Here is a 16,809-nt window from a genome sequence, read left to right on the forward strand (position 1 = left end):
AATCAACTTCATCGTTTTGCTTAATGAACAGAATATGTTCAGGTTCTGAGAAGAGTATTTATGGATTATTGGCCGTAAAAATAGTTAATCTTACGACGCTTTGCATCCTTTGAAAGTAACATTTTATTTTACGGAAGCGCCCACTAAATATTAAACCAAAACGAAAACTTCACCGCAAAAGGCGTGACATTGGGGTTTTGGCGATAGGTGAGGCGATGAACTGCGTCAACTCTGAGTACCTTAAAAATATTGTCAATGGCATATCCAACCTCTACGTAAGGGGTGTTTCCTAAGCTATTAAATCCAAGGACTGTTTGACCCTGTGCGTTAGTAGGAGCAAGCAGATTCATGTTGGAAGGGTGAATACTGCCATACAAAACTTTTGCATTGGCTAAGAATCGCCATTTAAGCCTTTTGATAGCGGGTAAGCGGTTAAAGAGAAGTCCTTCAAAATTGTGCTCGTATCGTAATTGAAGATAACGGTCGCTCACAAATTCAAAGTAGTTCATCAGGTTAAAGGCATTGTCAACGTAAAAAACTGACTCGTTTCCAAGTGGGGTATATAGTAAAGGATAGGGGAGGGTGGATGGAATATATCCCATGGTGATGTTATAGTTGGAACGCCCCCAAATACCCACTCTAAAGCTTTGTTTAACATTGAGCGACAAGCGATGGTAGCTAAAATCACTGTTGAGAAACTTGCGCAAACCAAGTTGATAACGAAAAACTACCAAAGGCCACTTTTGTGTGCCCAAAGTTAGCCGTTCATTTTCGTTATAAATGAAAATTTCATCTTTACCCCAACGTGTTTCAAAGAATAATTCAGCCGTTTCATAATTACTCTGAATAGGTGACCGATCGCCAAGAGATGGGGCTGTTTTGAACGCAAAAGGATAGATGGGCTGAAAAGTTCGGTGACGTAGCCCAACCGTTTGGGTTAATCCTCTTAATAATTCTCGCTTGAGGTAAGCAGAAGTGATTCCCTCAAAATACCCCCTTCGTACATTTCCCCATTTTGTTAGTGCACCAAATAAAACGTTATTGCCAATCGCTTCAGAGGACAAACCTACGCGTTCGAGGTCATAACTATGGCTAATACCCCCAATGGTCCAGGGTTTTCGACTGAAAATATAATCAACATTAAAATTATATTTCCATTCTTTGTCGAGGGTACCATAGGCCGTCGAACCGCTCAATACCCATTTTCGACTGAAATCTGGGTTGGTTTTGGCTCCAATGCGAATGCGGTGCCCTTCAATCGCATTGTTTGAGTATAGGTATAGAAAAGGACCAACGTCTATGTTGACTTTCGGAATACGTTTATAGCCATTAACAAACATGTTAAATACTTCGATGTATGTACGCATGATTGGTACCTGTTTTACGGAGTCAATGAGCCTATACGCTGTTTGTTCTCCAGCTGTTAGGGGTTCGTGGCGTGCCTTGTCCCAATAATCAGCGGGGTACTCTTTGTAACTTTCTGATAATTCTATGGGATAATCATAAAACTTGGGAGGGTGTGGTTTATTGGGAATAATGTTCCGATTTGAAGTATAAAACTTAACCAACATGCCTGCGGTAGAGTCCGTCAGTTCGGCTACGTCAATAAGTACCCGCGATTTCACTGGCATCCAAGTACTATCGCCAATTTGCTCATATTCTTGTTGTAGTTTTATCTTTTCTACAAAGTTAATATTCGCGCTTTTTCCAACCGACGCATCTATTTGCACCAACGCGTGGCTTAGGGTATCCACCCAAAATGAGCCACTAAAAGCCAAGTCTTGGGGTCGTTTTGGTTCATAATCAATATGATAACACCAATATCCCGCCACAAAGGTGGTATCGATTAAATAATAGTCGTAGGTGTTTTTCCAGCCGTCGGCAATGGGAGAATGGAAATCTTTATCAAGAACACTAAGCCAATTTTGGTAAAAATTATACTGTTGAAAAGAAGATCCAATCATCTGTGAAATCAAGCTGCCGTCTGTCACAGCAATGCCAGATATTTTGGTTTTGAGAATATGTTCTTTCTTTTTTCGAGGGTCTTCGCGGAAATAATAGTTGGAAATGGATTCTGACAAATATATTGGAATAACAGGGCGCCCATCTTCGCCCGCGATTTTATCAAATTGCTCAACAGCGCCTGTGATTTGCTTCATCGCTCTCCGTTTCTTAAAACGTTCTGAGAGATTGTCAACATCCACTTCTATTTTACTGTAACTTTCGTATTCGTACGCTTGGAGTCTATTGGGATTGTGCAATGGTTTTTGCTTAACAACTCTCCTTAAAATGTTATAGGCAGGGTTTTCGCCTGCGTAAACTTTTACTTCTTGAAGTTTAAATTCCGAGCCTTCAAGTTGGAAATCAATGGTTTGAGTGAGTTGATTCGGTACAATTGCTTTCGCTCGTTTTCGATACGACATGGACGAAACCACCAATGAATCACCAATTTGGGTTGTTTTAAGGGTATAAAAACCCTCAAAGTTGGTCGTTACTCCTACCGTTTTTCCTTTGATTGCGACTGCAGCAAAAGGCACTGCTTCACCCGTTTGAGCGTCTGTGATTCTGCCCGAAATGGTGTAGGTTGTTTGGCCAAAACCTTCATTCCAACATAGTAAAATGGAGATGAGTAAGGGAATAGCTTTGTTGATGAATAGATGTTTAATCACTGGTGGGTATGGTTGTTCACGGTCTGGTTTTCTTACAAGGACTCGTTAAAAATAAAAAAGTTTTAACGAATTGTCAATTTTTTGATAGCTCAACCTCTTTTTACGACAAATAGAGGGGGAAGCGTTGCAATTTTCAAAGTTGAATAACGAAAAATCCCTTCGCTGTATTGAGAAGCGAAGGGATTTTTCATAACCTATAGTAAAGCTTCTTTTAGCCTTAATCTTGGCTTTCGTTGTATTCAACGTGCCATGTATGGTCGGCGAGCATGGTCACTTTGGCAATAAAACGGCTAAATTTGTAGGCACGCCCCCATTCATTTGGTGCAACCATTGACAAAACGTCTTTTCCATCTTCCTTTTCATATACATAGTACGTTTCGTTCAAGACGGGTTCAAAATTCATTTGGGCACCGTAAATTCTTTCTGATACATCAACACGTTGACGAAGTTCTTTGGCTTGCTGTGCCAATGTTGCCATTTGCTGATAAATTTGATTAAGTTGGCGCTCGGTCTGTTGACGCATGGCCAACACGGCTTTCCCTTTTGCTTTGCCCATGTCAACAGGCTTAATGACTGCCCCACCGACTGAGTGGGCATAGGCCATGAGTCCAGGGTTTTCAGCTACTTTATCAGGATTTATTGGGTTTTTCTCCATTGGAAAAGAAATTATATTGACTTGCTCTTTAACGTAACAAAATTACATATTGTTTAAAATTTAGAGAGAATAAATAGGGTATATTCTTAAAATTAAATAATTATAGTCGCTAAAAGCAGCTCTAAAATAGATATTTTTTTTGTAAAAACGTATTTAAAAAGATAATATGTATTAATTGAATATGCTTAAATTTTAACCATACAAATAAGCTATTTGAAAATATTTAAAACCATATTGGCACAACGATTGCATACTTTTAGTCCGTAGAAAACGTTACTTTTACGGTTGAAAATCTAACAGTTTAAGAGCAAGCTCTTGAAAGTGAGTTATTTGATGAAAATTAGAAATCGCCTCATTCCTTCTCAGTATTATCTCCCCCTCGTTATTTTTGGGGTTTCTGCACTATTTTTTGGCTGTTCTCAGTACAGTACAAGCGGTTTGAGTGTAGGGTATCACAACCTTACAGCCAAATACAATGCCTATGTCATCGCTCGTGATAAGATGAAAGAGGCGGACATTGCCTTGAAAAAAAATAGGAAAGAAAATTATAATCAACTTCTTCCAATTTTGTACCCGTTGGACTCGATGGAGGCAAAAAGTGTGGATGCGCTTTTGCAAGATGTCATAAAAAAAGGGTCACTGATTCCTGACCGCCACCAAAATAGCCGTTGGGTGGACAATGCCCTTGTTTTGATTGGTCGCGCGCGGTTGTACAAAGGACAGTTTACCGATGGGATTGAGACATTGCGTTATGTCAATGCCAAAGGCAAAGATGATGATGATAAACATGAAGGTTTGATTTGGCTCATGCGTGCGTACGTGGAAACCAAAGACTACAACAGCGCCCTCAGCGTAGCCGAACACCTCAGAAGCTTGCCTTTGAACGAAAATAATACCCGTGATTTTTATTTAGTAAAAGCCTATTTGCACCAACAAAAGCAGGAGATTCCGCTGGCACTTGGGATTTTGGAGGAAACGTTTCCGTTGCTTTCTAAAAACGAAGAAACCGCCCGAATTCATTACGCAGCGGCCCAAATGTACGATCTTATTGAGAAGCCTTTGGCCGCCAATATTCATTACAAGGCTGTCTCAAAAAATAGACCTTCGTACGATTTGGAGTTTTTTGCCAAAATGAACTCTCTCCAGAATGAAGCCCTGACCAACTCCTCGATTTCTACCGAAGATGGTTTCAAAAAACTCCTGAACGACCGCAAAAACAACGACTTGATTGACCGCCTGTATTACTCGATGGGGGTGATTGAAACCCGCAAAAAAAATTATAAAAAAGGGCTTGAGTTCTTTGGCAAATCGGTTCGTGAAACCACTACCAATACCACGCAAGTTCCTTTTACTTATCTGGAAATGGCGAAAGTGTATTATGATAAGCTTCAAAATTATGAGTTAGCAAAAGCATATTTTGATAGTGCGCTTGTGTTGTTGCCAGTTGCTTCACCACAGCGCCAAAAAGTAGCCGAACGAAAAGATGTTTTGGATGAGTTTGTGAAGCAAATTACCACGATTCGGACGGAGGATAGCCTACAACGATTGTCTCAGATGAATCCTGCAACGTTGGATAAATACTTAGATAAGGTAATTGAGGACGAGATTGCGGATTACAAACGAAAAGTGAAAGAGGCTGAAATGCTGGTTTCGCAAGCGCAGAGTTTGAGTGCTAATGCGTCTAATTTTGATGGAAATCCCGCCGAACGTTTTCCTTTGTATGATTTGACGTTGGTTAATACGGGAAAAGTGGAGTTTAGACAGCGTTGGGGAAATCGAACGTTGGAAGATGATTGGCGCCGAAGTGCCAAAATAGCTACCTTAATGACTCCCGCGGATAACAACATTACGGCAGTACCAACCACCCCAGGCCAAAGCCCTACCATTCAAATCGCAGGGGATGATTTGGTGAAAATGACCAAAGACTCACCCGAATGGAAAGCTAAAAAAGATGCGCTCTACCGTAATATTCCCCTGAAAAAGCAAGAGTTAGATGCCTCAAACCAGCGATTGGAAGATGCACATTATAAATTAGGAAAGATTTATAAGTTTAACCTTGAAGAACCAGACAATGCAGTCAAAACGTTTGAAACAACTTTGTCCCGTTTTCCAAACACAAATTATAAACCCGAAATTTATTACCTGCTTTTCTTAACGTCGGCCAAAAATAGCCAATCCTGGAAAGATAAGTTGCTGGCTGAATTTCCAAATTCGTCCTTTACGCGCCTTCTGACCAAAAATGGTGGCGCTGTCGCAGCTTCAGGTAATATTGAGCTGGAAGCAATGAAGGACTATGAAAAAATCTTAACCCTGTATCAATCGAATAATTTCTCAGAAGCATATGCTCAGCTCGAAATGGCGATGGTCACTTACTCGGGTAGTAAAATTGAGGATAAGTACGCTTTGCTTCGGATTTATTTACTAGGAAAGTTACAAGGAAAAGAGGCATATTTGAAGGCTCTGAACAGTTTTGTGAAAGATTATCCTTCTAGTGCCCTCCTGCCGAGGGTTCGGGAGGTACTAGAGTCGCAGCAATCGACATCAAGTAAGAAAAATGGTTGATTTTTAAAACAAAATCGTCTATCTTTGCAGGCGTTTTTGTTTTTTATATTTTTCACGTTTAAACAATCTGAGGTTACAATCATGTATTTAACATCGGAAGTAAAAAAAGACTTGTTCAAAAAATTTGGCAAGTCTGAAAGCGACACTGGTTCTTCAGAATCACAAATCGCACTTTTCACTCACCGTATCAATTATTTGACGGAGCACTTGAAGCAGCACAAGCATGACAATGCTACGCGCCTTGGCCTTTTAAAGTTGGTAGGTAAGCGCAGACGCTTGTTGAACTATCTTCTCAAGAATGACATCAGCCGTTATCGTGCTATCATCGCTGAACTGAATATCAGAAAGTAATGCGATACTTCAAACAGGGAATGTCAGGCAACTGGATTCCCTGTTTGTTATTTATCTTCACCTAAGTAAGTAAATAATATCTTTTTGCGGTTTTATAAATAATAACCTATCATGTTCGCTGAAGGATAGGTTTTCAAGCGGTTTTTTAATTCTTCTTTCATGTTTAACATCATCACAAAGACTATCAACCTGCCCGATGGTCGTATCATTACAATTGAGACAGGAAAGCTTGCTCGTCAGGCCCACGGTTCGGTCGTGGTTCGTATGGGGAATGCCATGCTCCTAGCTACAGTTGTATCTAATCCCGAGGTAAGACCTGGTACAGATTTTTTACCACTATCGGTTGATTACCAAGAAAAATTTGCTTCGGCTGGCCGTATTCCTGGAAGTTTCCAGAAACGCGAAGGCCGTTTGTCAGACCACGAAGTTTTAGTGAGTCGTTTGGTGGATCGAGCTTTGCGTCCCATGTTCCCAGACGACTTTTATGCAGATACGCAAGTCAACGTTTTCTTAATTTCAGCAGATCCAGAGGTATTGCCTGATGCCCTTGCTGCGTTGGCTGCCTCTTCAGCATTGATGATTACAGACGTACCTTTTAATGGACCAATTTCTGAGGTGCGTGTTGCCAAAATCAATGGTGAATACATCATTAACCCGCCTACGTCACAACTGAAAAATGCTACTTTAGATCTTATCGTAGCCGCTTCCGAGAAAGACATCTGTATGGTGGAAGGTGAAATGAATGAAGTCTCAGAAGAGGAAATGGTAGAAGCTCTGAAAGCTGCCCACGAAGTGATTAAAATCCAGTGTGCCGCTCAAAAAGAATTTGAAGCAGAAGCTGGGAAAACCGAAAAACGCTCTTTTGAGTACGTAGTACACGACGAAGAGCTTCGTGCACAAGTACGTGAGGCTTGTTATGATAAAATTTATGCAGTTGCTCGCCAAGGCAGTGCCAATAAGCAAGTGCGTAAAGATGGTTTCAAAGCCGTTATTACTGAGTTTTTGGAGAAATTCAAAGAAGAGAATCCAGAAACGTACGACGAAAAAGTAGGTCTTATCAAACGTTATTACCACGATTTAGAGTGGGAAGCGTCGCGCCGTTTGGTGTTGGATGAGCGTACTCGTCTTGATGGGCGTGCATTAGACCAAATCCGCCCAATTATGTGCGAAGTTGACTTCTTGCCTACACCGCATGGTTCGGCCTTGTTCACCCGTGGTGAAACACAGTCGTTGACGACGGTGACATTGGGTACAAAACTCGATGAACAAATCATTGATACAGCGATGTTTTATGGATATGGCCGTTTCTTGTTGCACTATAACTTCCCAGGCTTTTCAACGGGTGAGGTAAAACCAAACCGTGGTCCTGGTCGTCGCGAAGTAGGACACGGAAACTTGGCGCACCGTTCGTTGAAAAAAGTATTGCCTCCAGATGAAGAAAATCCATACACGATTCGTATCGTTTCGGATATCTTAGAGTCAAACGGTTCGTCGTCAATGGCTACTGTGTGCGCAGGTACGCTTGCTTTGATGGACGCTGGGGTGAAAATTAAAGCGCCAGTTGCAGGTATTGCCATGGGCTTGATTACTGACGAACAAGGAAAATACGCCGTACTTTCTGATATCTTGGGCGATGAAGATCACCTTGGTGACATGGACTTCAAAGTGACGGGTACTGAAAAGGGCATTACTGCTTGTCAGATGGACTTGAAAGTTAACGGACTTTCGTACGAAGTATTGGTAGAAGCACTTGACCAAGCTCGCCGTGGACGTTTGCACATCTTGGGCGAAATGAAGAAAGCGATTACTGAAGTTCGTCCAGAGCTTAAACCACAGACTCCTCGTGCGGTAGTTATCCAAATTGCGCAAGACCAAATCGGTGGCGTCATTGGACCAGGTGGTAAAGTGGTTCAAGAAATTCAGCGTGTTTCTGGTGCTACTGTGACCATCGAAGAGCGTGATAGCATGGGCTATGTAAGCATTTTTGCCAACAATGCCGATAGCATGGACATCGCCGTAAAACGTATCAAAGGCATTGTGGCAATTCCAGAAGTAGGTGAAGTTTATACGGGAACAGTGAAGACGCTTCAACCTTTCGGGGCCTTTGTAGAATTTATGCCAGGCAAGGATGGATTATTGCACATTTCCGAGATTACGTGGGAGCGCCTAGAAACCATGGATGGCGTTCTTCAGGTAGGAGACGAGGTGCAAGTGAAACTTGTGGAGCACGATAAGAAAACGGGTAAATTCCGCTTGTCACGCAAGGTTTTACTACCCAAACCCGAAGGATTCGTTGAAAGACCACCCCGCGAAGACCGTGGCGATCGCAACGATAGAGGTGGAGATCGTCGTCGTGATGACAACCGTCGTCGCGATAAGTAGATTTTTGTTTTTTTAACTTAAATTAGAAAGTAAAAAATCAACTTTTGATTCGCTTTTTACGTTACACTCTTGTAATAGTACAAAGCACCAAAGTAAAGATAGATGAGACAGCTTAAAATTAGTAAGCAGATAACCAACCGCGAAAGCCAGTCGCTTGACAAGTATTTACAAGAGATTGGTAAGGTGGATTTGCTAACTCCTGATGAGGAGGTGACTTTGGCGCAGCGAATTCGAGAGGGAGACCAACAAGCTTTGGAACGACTTACCAAAGCTAACCTTCGATTTGTGGTATCTGTAGCAAAACAATATCAGAATCAAGGTCTTTCGCTTGGTGACCTTATCAATGAAGGTAACCTCGGTTTGATTAAAGCCGCTCAACGCTTTGACGAAACCCGTGGTTTTAAATTCATCTCGTACGCTGTATGGTGGATTCGTCAGTCCATTTTGCAAGCGTTGGCCGAACAATCTCGTATTGTCCGCCTTCCACTCAACCGTGTTGGGTCATTAAATAAAATATCGAAGACATTCTCAGATCTTGAACAAAAATTTGAGCGTGAACCATCACCCGAAGAACTGGCCGAAGTATTGGATATTTCAGCCAATGAGGTGGTGGATACACTCAAAATTTCTGGCCGCCACGTTTCGATGGATGCGCCGTTTGTGCAAGGGGAAGAAAATAGCCTCCTCGACGTTCTTGAAAACGACATGGAAGAGAAGCCTGATCAAGGGCTTATCAATGATTCTCTTCGTAAAGAAGTTGCCCGCGCTTTGTCAACCCTCACGCAACGTGAGTCGGATGTGATTGCGCTTTACTTCGGATTGAACGGAGAACATCCCATGACGTTGGAAGAAATTGGAGAGAAATTTAATTTGACCCGCGAACGTGTTCGCCAAATCAAAGAAAAAGCGATTCGCCGCCTACGCCATACTTCACGCAGTAAAGCGTTGAAGACGTACCTCGGTTAAAAGACGTACAAGCATTTCTAAAAAAGCCACTGCAAAGTGGCTTTTTTTTTATACCTTGTTCCAACCTTTTACGGTAAAAAAAAGTCATACTAGAAAAATATGGCTATGAAAAAGACAATGATTACATTAATGGCTGGCTGTTTGGTCGCAGTGCTGGGAGCTTGCGAAAGCCAAAACGTGGAACAAAAAGCCCAAAAGTTAGAAAACAATGAACTTGCTGGTACCTGGGTGTTGAAAAGTATCCTACTTGGCGATATGATGGATTTGCCATGTGGCATTCCTAATGAAGGAAAGTTTGAGCCAATCACGCTAGAGTTGACGACAACAAAAGACGAAACGGGAGCAGTTCTGTTATTGAATGGCCGCTCGTCGGTGAACCAGTATTCTGGTAGTTATGCGTTAGAATCGTACGACGAAACTACCAAAACGGGCAAACTTAAAATGTCTCCAATTGGAAGTACAAAAATGGGTGGTTCGCCAGAGTTGATGCAATGCGAATCTCGCTATTTTTTATTGTTAGGCCAAGCAGTTGATTATCAGTTGAGCACCATCAATGGAAAACAACAACTTGAATTGGGGGTTTTGAGTACGCAGAAATCAGCCGCTCCCATTGGAGGAAAAGGAAATTTTTTGATTTTTGAAAAACAATCCAAATAAGTAAAATAAGAAGCCTGACTTAGTCATTTTGCTAGGTCAGGCTTTTTTATGAACTTAAACATACCATTCGAGCACTTTGAAGTGCAGTTCGTGGGTTGCCCATTTTGAAATATAGGGAAGAAAGTAGTTTTGTAAGGTAATTAATTTAAACGCCTTATGAAACGAATTACAACTCTCTCAGTCGCTTCTTTGCTAACGCTCTTCGTTGCTTCTTGCGAACAAAAAATCATTCTTGAGCCTGTTTCCAGTACCCCTGACCAAGTGCACGCGAGTACGCGCACTGATATTCTTACAAAAAAACAGTTGGAAGAGCGAATGGCAGCTATCGCCTTCAAAAACAATGACGAATTTGATTGGCGATTGGCAGATGATGTCATGATTTTTTCTGGACTTAAACACGCCAAAGATGGAAATATCTTGATGATTGGTTACAAATTACCCACGGTTAAGGGCGATTATGGCTGGGATTTGAATCAAAGTGCGACCAAAGATTGGTTGATGGTTCGAGAAAAATTACTCAACATTGCTTTTGAAGAAGAACAAAAATACAATCCTAAGCTGAAGAGCCCCAACGAAATTCTAGTGGCTGCCAGTAAAGAAATGCCGAATTTCGATTTACGGATAACGGAGTTAAGCACCATTCAAAAATTACGCGAAACGGGACTTATCCGCTATATGGAACCTACTTTTGTTCCTGATAATTATATCGGTTCAGAAAAAGGACAGGCCAAGAGTGGAGGCGGTTTTGGTTGTGGAGAAAATACGGGAGTTCATGGGCTTCGGGTGGACGAAGATTATTTTTTGGCAGTTCAAGGAACGCAACGCAAGGTGTCGTGGCAGCTACGCGACCATAATACAGACTTTGCTTGGTTTTTGGGAGCAAACGGTTATTCTCCAACGGCCAATAAGCGCTTTACCATTGCTTACGTGGACACGGGACTTTCTTCGATTCAACCCATCATGAATCAAAATTTTGACGATGGCGATTCACAAGGTCGATTTGTGGCAAGCTTCAGTACAGTGCCTAATGGACGCGGAGGGGTAATTTCCCCTGAAGATGTATGCGGACATGGTACCGCTTCGGCTTCGATTGGTACTTCGCCCTCGTATGACAATAAAATAATTGGCGTTGCGCACAAAGCAAACTTGGTTTCGGTAAAGGCCGCTCACGACGTGCTATTGTCTGAATGGTCAGAATATCGAGGGGTAGCGGATGCTTTTTCGGGATTGGCGCGCACTACCGTAGATGTGATTAGTATGTCGATGGGGACAGTGTTAATTGGATATTCGTTGGCCAATAACCAAGTTTATCGTATGGCGATTAATTCCATTCGAGATGGGGTAATGCTGGCGAAGTATAACAATAAGTTGATGTTTTGTGCCGCAGGGACGATTCCTCCCGCTGTGGGATTGGCGATGGAGCAATTACCTAGTTATTTGCAAAATCTTGACATTCGTCACCGAATTATTTTCCCTGCCTCTATGAACAACGAAGTATATGCCGTGACTGGAGTACAACGTCAAGTGAATAACAATAATGCTGCTTTTGGCCTCAAACAATATACCAACATTACAACTTGTACTTCGTGCTGTTATCACAATGATGTTGATTTTGGCGTAGTTATGCAAAAAAGAACAGGAGCTTCCAAAGTGATTTTATCCCTTCAAAATGACCAAAGCGATATTCCTTCCAACTTTGGTGGCTCTTCGTCCGCCACGGCTACGATGTCGGCGATGGTGACGGCGGTTTGGTCGAAGTACCCAACCTTAAATAGTACCGAAATTATGAACCATATTAAGTTCCATAGTAGTCGATATGGCGCACTACATCCAAAAATTGGCTATGGTATGCTGGATATGTTTGAAGCGACTCGTTATGCACAGCCTGCCCGTTAAGTGAACGATTTAAAAAGATTTTCTGAAACTTCTATCTGTAGAAAGGTAGAAGTTTTTACTTTTAAGGAAAATCAACACAAATGGCTTGGATTATCGCTACTCGTCTGAATACGAATATCTTACAAATATTATTTTGGGGTATGATTTGGGTACAATATGGTTGTACGCGCCCCTCGCCTCCAGTGTATGCGGGTGCTAAAATGAAAGGCGTTAATTTGGTTGCTCCGCCAGAACCGATTGATTCAGCGGCTTTTGTGCCACTAAGTACACTAAAAGCGGAATGGGTGGCGGTGGTGCCCTACGGTTTTTGCCGTGAAAATGAGCCTCATTTTTACTTTAATTCCAACAAAATGTGGTGGGGGGAGTCAATTGAAGGAATTGCTAAAACCATTGAATTAGCCCATAGAAACAAGCTTAAAGTAATGCTAAAGCCCCATGTTTGGGTAGGACGTGGGATGTACACGGGAGATTTTGATTTAAAAACGGAAGCCGATTGGCAGACTTTTGAAAAAGACTTTGGTAATTACATTTTGACCAATGCGCGAATTGCGGATTCTTTAAAAGTGGAACTGTTCTGCATCGGCACTGAAATGGATAATTTTACCCAAAAAAGGCCTGCTTTCTGGAAAAATATAATCAAGGAGGTTCGTAAAATATACCAAGGACAACTTACTTACGCCGACAATTGGAACCATTATCCCAAAAACCCCTTTTGGAATGAGCTAGATTTTATCGGAATTGACGCTTATTTTCCTTTATCTTCTGAAAAACATCCGACCATTGAAACATTACAAAAGGGGTGGAAGCCGCATTTGAGCGAAATTGAAAACTTTGCGGGAAAATACCAAAAACCTATTTTGTTTACCGAAATAGGCTATCGAAGTGTTGATTTTGCCACCGAGAAACCGTGGGAATCGCATGATGAAAAACCCGAAAATTTGGCATTACAAGCCGATGCTTACCAAGCATTTTTTAACGAAGTGTGGCCCAGAAAATGGCTCGCGGGAGCTTTTGCTTGGAAATGGTTTTTACAACAGCCTAAACGCCAATTTCACCGTGATACGTTTTCCCCTCAATTTAAACCTGCCGAAACGGTGCTCCAAAACGCCTTTGGACAGCGGTAATTTATCAGGGGGTTTTTCGATCTTTTACGACTAAATATTGCTCATTTTCGAGCGGTAAGTAGCCATATTCATACACAAAAACGTATGTAGCACCTTTTTGGGTGGTGCGGGTACTGGTAAAATAAGTAAAGTCAAAACCTTCTCTCAGCAACGCGTTTTTTGAGATTTTTCCCTTGTCATCTTCCTTACAGGCTTCCTCCAAGATTCGGCGATTTTTACGAAGTGTGTTATTGATGTTCCGAACAAAATTGTTGGAGTCCGAATTGAGTTTGTTGTTGTACGCGTTGCGGCACGCATCCGAACAAAATTTTTTGTCGGAACGCCCCATTATTTTTTCTCCACATTCAGGGCAAGTTTTCATGGCAAGAATTAGAAGTTATTTTTAGTTAATAGCTTGATATTCAGCAAGTTTTGTTTTTAGGAATTGCAAATAATACCCTAAATATATAATTTTTTATCCGTTTGTAAACGGTTACAAACGTTTTTATTCAACTAGAAACGCGTACGAACCGAATCGAGTGGCGGTGAGGCTGCACCTTTGTATCGTCGATTGAGAGACAGTTGACGAAACAAAATCAAATCACTCAAATACAAACTTTTAGGAACATGAACAAGGTAACATTAACAGGCAACGTAGGTAAAGATTTGAACGTACGTACATTTGAAAACGGAAAGTTGGCGTCTTTTACGATGGTGACCAAGGAAACCTACAAGAATCGTAAAGACGAAGAAGTGGAAAGCAAAACGTGGCACAACCTCGTCGCGTTTGGCAAAGTAGCGGAAGTATGCGAACGCTTGATTACGAAAGGGAAAAAAGTGTCGGTAGAAGGAAAACTGAATTACCGCTCGTACAAAAATAAAGAAGATAAAACCGTCTATGTGACCGAAATTCAGGTCTATAAAGTGCAGGAAGTAGAATAAATGGGAATGACAAAGTGTCGAGTGCAGAATGCAGAGTGTCGAATTGTTATTTTTTATTCGACATTCTGCATTCTACACTCGACATTCATTAATGTGCTTTTTCTACGGCGTGGCCGCCGAATTCGTTGCGAAGTGCCGCTACGACCTTGCCCGTAAAGGTATCATCTTGTTGTGAACGATAACGCATCAACAGTGAAAGTGCAATTACTGGCGTTGGAACACCCATGTCAAGGGCTGTTTCCAACGTCCATTTGCCTTCGCCCGAAGAGTGCATTACCCCTTTGATGGCGTCCAATTTTGGATCTTTGGAAAAAGCCTTTTCGGTAAGTTCCATCAACCAGCTGCGAACAACTGAGCCGTGGTTGAATACGCGTGCAACCTGTTCTAAATCAAGATTGTATTTTGATTGTTCCATCACTTCAAAACCTTCTGCAATGGCCTGCATCATGCCATACTCGATGCCATTGTGAACCATTTTGACAAAGTGGCCACTTCCTGGGCCACCTGCGTGAAGCCAACCGTTGGGGAGTGAAATGTCATTAAAAACGGATGCACAATAGTTGAAAACTTCCTCTTCACCGCCAATCATGGTACAAGCGCCGTTCAAAGCACCGTCCACACCGCCGCTTGTACCGCAGTCCAAATAATCAATCCCTTTGGCTTTAAGGTATTTATATCGACGAACTGAGTCGTTGAAGTTGGAATTGCCGCCATCAATAATGATATCGCTGGCTGATAAAAATGGAATCAATGTCTCGATGCAGTCATCAACGGGCTTTCCCGCAGGAACCATCAGCCATATTACCTTTCTGCCATTGAGCTGTTGACAAAGTTCCTCCAAACTGAAAGCGGGAGCAATGCCTTCAAGGAGAATATTTTTGACGTTTTCGGTTGCTACATCGTATGCAACTACTTCATAACCGTGACGATGCAGGTTTAGGGCCAAGTTGTACCCCATTTTGCCAAGACCAACAAATCCAATTTGCATTAAAGATGACGTTTTATAAATGGATAGATGAGTGGGAAAAGGCAAAAATAGGACTATAGTTACTCAATCCCCACTCATCAGTATTTAAAATTATTTATCCCACCAAACTTTTGTGTCTAAATCGTCAGCTCCTTGGCGAGTAATTGCCTCTCTCACGTGAACTGTGTTGGCTGAAATTTCCGAGTTAGGATAGGTCAGTCGTTTGATAAAATCCCCTTTAATTCCCTTTCCAGGAAAAGGGTTAGGCGTAAGTTTAGGAAAACCGCTCCGACGGAAGTTGGCAAATGCTTCTGGGCCGTTTAAGAACGAAGCCACCCAATATTGGGTATTGATTTGTTCTAAAGCAGTGGCTGCCACATACGGATTTGCTTTCAAATAAGTGTCAATATCTGCCGCTGCTACTGCTGAGTTTGCGTCAAACAGTGCCATTTGTTCCATGTGCAGGCGAACACCACGGTTGTAGTACGTTTCAGCGCTGGTACCCGTTACCCAGTTTCTTTGCGCTGCTTCGGCCAACAAAAGCTGCGTTTGAGCTGCTGTTACTAAAAACGTCGGCGCGGTCATTTTGACCATGCGAGTACGGTCAACTTGCGTAAAATCGTAGAAACTAGCCAATTTGTTTTTTGCTACTTCGGCCGAAATGGTGTTGTTGTCAAACCCTAATGGCATTCCAACTTGGACAGCTGGGTCGGTTGAAGCACGAGAAGCTACTTGTTCTGGTCCCGATTTAGCCCCCACGTAGCGTACGGCAATTGACTTGAGGCGCGGGTCGTTGGTTTTTTTGAGGTAATCTACAAACGGTGCAGCAAGGTAAATGTTGGCAGCTTCTGTGGCATTCAACATGTTGCCAATCCCATTTACGTAATTAGCGTCATGCTTAATGATAGCATTATCAGCGTTTGATTCCATTACCCCGCCTTGCAATGCCTTGACAACCACTTGTTGGGCTTGTGCGGCGTCCACCTTACTCAAACGCATTCCTGCACGAAGTAGTAGCGAATTGCCATACTTTTTCCAAAGAGCAATATTTCCCGAATAAAGTACATCAGCCGATTCAACCGTCTTAGAGGCATCAAGGGCAGCGGTAGCTTCCGTCAACTCCTTGATAATACCTGCATAGACAGCTTGCTGAGTGTCATATTTTGGTAAAAATATTTGATTTGTATAACCCTTCTCTGCATCGGTGTAAGGGATATCACCGTATGAATCAGTTAAAATCATGTACGCATTGGCTTGGATGATGCGAGCCATGTTGTACAAATTACTGCGTGACGCCACCGCTTGTGTTTGATTGATTACATCTTGCGAGTTACGGATCACGTTGCGGTAATATTTTTGCCAATTTTGAACAGTATTGTCGCGGCTATCTTGGTTAAAGTTAGCCCCAGTTAATACCCCTGAGTTGGGTGAAATCATTTGCTGGACAATGCCCGTTTCGTAGATAACTGAACCCGTCGTAAAGGCTGAGTTAACTGTCGCATTGTTCAAGATAAACACTGGGTTGACCGAAAGTGCGGCGGTTTTGTTGATATTCAGTTCATCAAAACCTTGGTCGCAACTTACCATCCCGACAACAGTTGCTGCCCAAAGTGGGAGTAAGAGGGCCGATTTTTTTAATATACGTTTCATTTTTTGTTT

At 42.2% G+C, this 16,809-nt stretch carries 13 protein-coding genes; 8 read left to right on the plus strand and 5 right to left on the minus strand.

Features of this window, described 5'->3' with window-relative positions:
• Positions 1-143 precede the first annotated feature (143 nt).
• Both DTQ70_RS08700 and DTQ70_RS08705 read right to left on the minus strand, forming a co-directional pair.
• Positions 144-2,669, minus strand: a complete 2,526-nt coding sequence (locus DTQ70_RS08700; RefSeq protein ID WP_229600097.1) for a DUF5686 and carboxypeptidase-like regulatory domain-containing protein — start codon at positions 2,667-2,669, stop codon at positions 144-146.
• 217 nt (positions 2,670-2,886) lie between these two features.
• On the minus strand, positions 2,887-3,324 hold the full coding sequence (locus DTQ70_RS08705) for a DUF2452 domain-containing protein (RefSeq protein ID WP_122930456.1): 438 nt from the start codon (positions 3,322-3,324) through the stop codon (positions 2,887-2,889).
• Between the two features lie 333 nt (positions 3,325-3,657).
• Between DTQ70_RS08705 and DTQ70_RS08710 the strand changes: the two genes are divergently transcribed.
• From DTQ70_RS08710 to DTQ70_RS08740, 7 genes are all read left to right on the plus strand, one after another.
• Complete coding sequence (locus tag DTQ70_RS08710) at positions 3,658-5,886, plus strand: tetratricopeptide repeat protein (RefSeq protein ID WP_164489933.1); 2,229 nt, start codon at positions 3,658-3,660, stop codon at positions 5,884-5,886.
• 81 nt (positions 5,887-5,967) lie between these two features.
• Positions 5,968-6,237, plus strand: coding sequence for a 30S ribosomal protein S15 (gene rpsO / locus DTQ70_RS08715; RefSeq protein ID WP_122934319.1), 270 nt, complete (start codon positions 5,968-5,970; stop codon positions 6,235-6,237).
• Positions 6,238-6,396: 159 nt separating this feature from the next.
• A complete protein-coding gene (gene pnp, locus DTQ70_RS08720; RefSeq protein WP_122930458.1) occupies positions 6,397-8,619 on the plus strand; it encodes a polyribonucleotide nucleotidyltransferase in 2,223 nt (740 codons plus the stop codon).
• 102 nt (positions 8,620-8,721) lie between these two features.
• Complete coding sequence (locus DTQ70_RS08725) at positions 8,722-9,585, plus strand: RNA polymerase sigma factor RpoD/SigA (RefSeq protein ID WP_013930257.1); 864 nt, start codon at positions 8,722-8,724, stop codon at positions 9,583-9,585.
• 105 nt (positions 9,586-9,690) lie between these two features.
• A complete protein-coding gene (locus DTQ70_RS08730; protein WP_164489934.1) occupies positions 9,691-10,242 on the plus strand; it encodes an META domain-containing protein in 552 nt (183 codons plus the stop codon).
• 156 nt (positions 10,243-10,398) lie between these two features.
• Positions 10,399-12,138 (plus strand): S8/S53 family peptidase, encoded by a 1,740-nt coding sequence (locus DTQ70_RS08735; protein WP_122930460.1) that lies wholly within the window; start codon positions 10,399-10,401, stop codon positions 12,136-12,138.
• Between the two features lie 80 nt (positions 12,139-12,218).
• On the plus strand, positions 12,219-13,262 hold the full coding sequence (locus DTQ70_RS08740; RefSeq protein WP_122930461.1) for a glycoside hydrolase family 113: 1,044 nt from the start codon (positions 12,219-12,221) through the stop codon (positions 13,260-13,262).
• A gap of 4 nt (positions 13,263-13,266) precedes the next feature.
• On the opposite strand, the gene DTQ70_RS08745 is transcribed toward DTQ70_RS08740, so the two are convergent.
• Entirely contained in the window at positions 13,267-13,623 is a 357-nt protein-coding gene (locus tag DTQ70_RS08745; protein WP_122930462.1) for a hypothetical protein, read from the minus strand.
• Between the two features lie 245 nt (positions 13,624-13,868).
• Here DTQ70_RS08745 and DTQ70_RS08750 point away from each other — a divergent pair, with 245 nt between their 5' ends.
• A complete protein-coding gene (locus tag DTQ70_RS08750) occupies positions 13,869-14,183 on the plus strand; it encodes a single-stranded DNA-binding protein (protein ID WP_122930463.1) in 315 nt (104 codons plus the stop codon).
• An 88-nt stretch (positions 14,184-14,271) separates the two neighbouring features.
• Here DTQ70_RS08750 and gnd read toward each other — a convergent pair whose 3' ends face one another.
• Positions 14,272-15,171 (minus strand): phosphogluconate dehydrogenase (NAD(+)-dependent, decarboxylating), encoded by a 900-nt coding sequence (gene gnd / locus DTQ70_RS08755; RefSeq protein ID WP_122930464.1) that lies wholly within the window; start codon positions 15,169-15,171, stop codon positions 14,272-14,274.
• A 90-nt stretch (positions 15,172-15,261) separates the two neighbouring features.
• A complete protein-coding gene (locus tag DTQ70_RS08760) occupies positions 15,262-16,800 on the minus strand; it encodes a SusD/RagB family nutrient-binding outer membrane lipoprotein (protein ID WP_122930465.1) in 1,539 nt (512 codons plus the stop codon).
• Positions 16,801-16,809 lie beyond the last annotated feature (9 nt).

The sequence above is a fragment of the Runella sp. SP2 genome, from assembly GCF_003711225.1.
In the GTDB taxonomy this organism is placed as follows: Bacteria; Bacteroidota; Bacteroidia; order Cytophagales; family Spirosomataceae; genus Runella.

Excerpts from the sequence above, each read along its gene's own strand:
- DTQ70_RS08705 (WP_122930456.1), bottom strand. The coding sequence starts at position 3,324 with ATGGAGAAAAACCCAATAAATCCTGATAAAGTAGCTGAAAACCCTGGA.
- DTQ70_RS08710 (WP_164489933.1), top strand. The coding sequence starts at position 3,658 with ATGAAAATTAGAAATCGCCTCATTCCTTCTCAGTATTATCTCCCCCTC.
- rpsO (WP_122934319.1), top strand. The coding sequence starts at position 5,968 with ATGTATTTAACATCGGAAGTAAAAAAAGACTTGTTCAAAAAATTTGGC.
- pnp (WP_122930458.1), top strand. The coding sequence starts at position 6,397 with ATGTTTAACATCATCACAAAGACTATCAACCTGCCCGATGGTCGTATC.
- DTQ70_RS08725 (WP_013930257.1), top strand. The coding sequence starts at position 8,722 with ATGAGACAGCTTAAAATTAGTAAGCAGATAACCAACCGCGAAAGCCAG.
- DTQ70_RS08730 (WP_164489934.1), top strand. The coding sequence starts at position 9,691 with ATGAAAAAGACAATGATTACATTAATGGCTGGCTGTTTGGTCGCAGTG.
- DTQ70_RS08735 (WP_122930460.1), top strand. The coding sequence starts at position 10,399 with ATGAAACGAATTACAACTCTCTCAGTCGCTTCTTTGCTAACGCTCTTC.
- DTQ70_RS08740 (WP_122930461.1), top strand. The coding sequence starts at position 12,219 with ATGGCTTGGATTATCGCTACTCGTCTGAATACGAATATCTTACAAATA.
- DTQ70_RS08745 (WP_122930462.1), bottom strand. The coding sequence starts at position 13,623 with ATGAAAACTTGCCCTGAATGTGGAGAAAAAATAATGGGGCGTTCCGAC.
- DTQ70_RS08750 (WP_122930463.1), top strand. The coding sequence starts at position 13,869 with ATGAACAAGGTAACATTAACAGGCAACGTAGGTAAAGATTTGAACGTA.
- gnd (WP_122930464.1), bottom strand. The coding sequence starts at position 15,171 with ATGCAAATTGGATTTGTTGGTCTTGGCAAAATGGGGTACAACTTGGCC.
- DTQ70_RS08760 (WP_122930465.1), bottom strand. The coding sequence starts at position 16,800 with ATGAAACGTATATTAAAAAAATCGGCCCTCTTACTCCCACTTTGGGCA.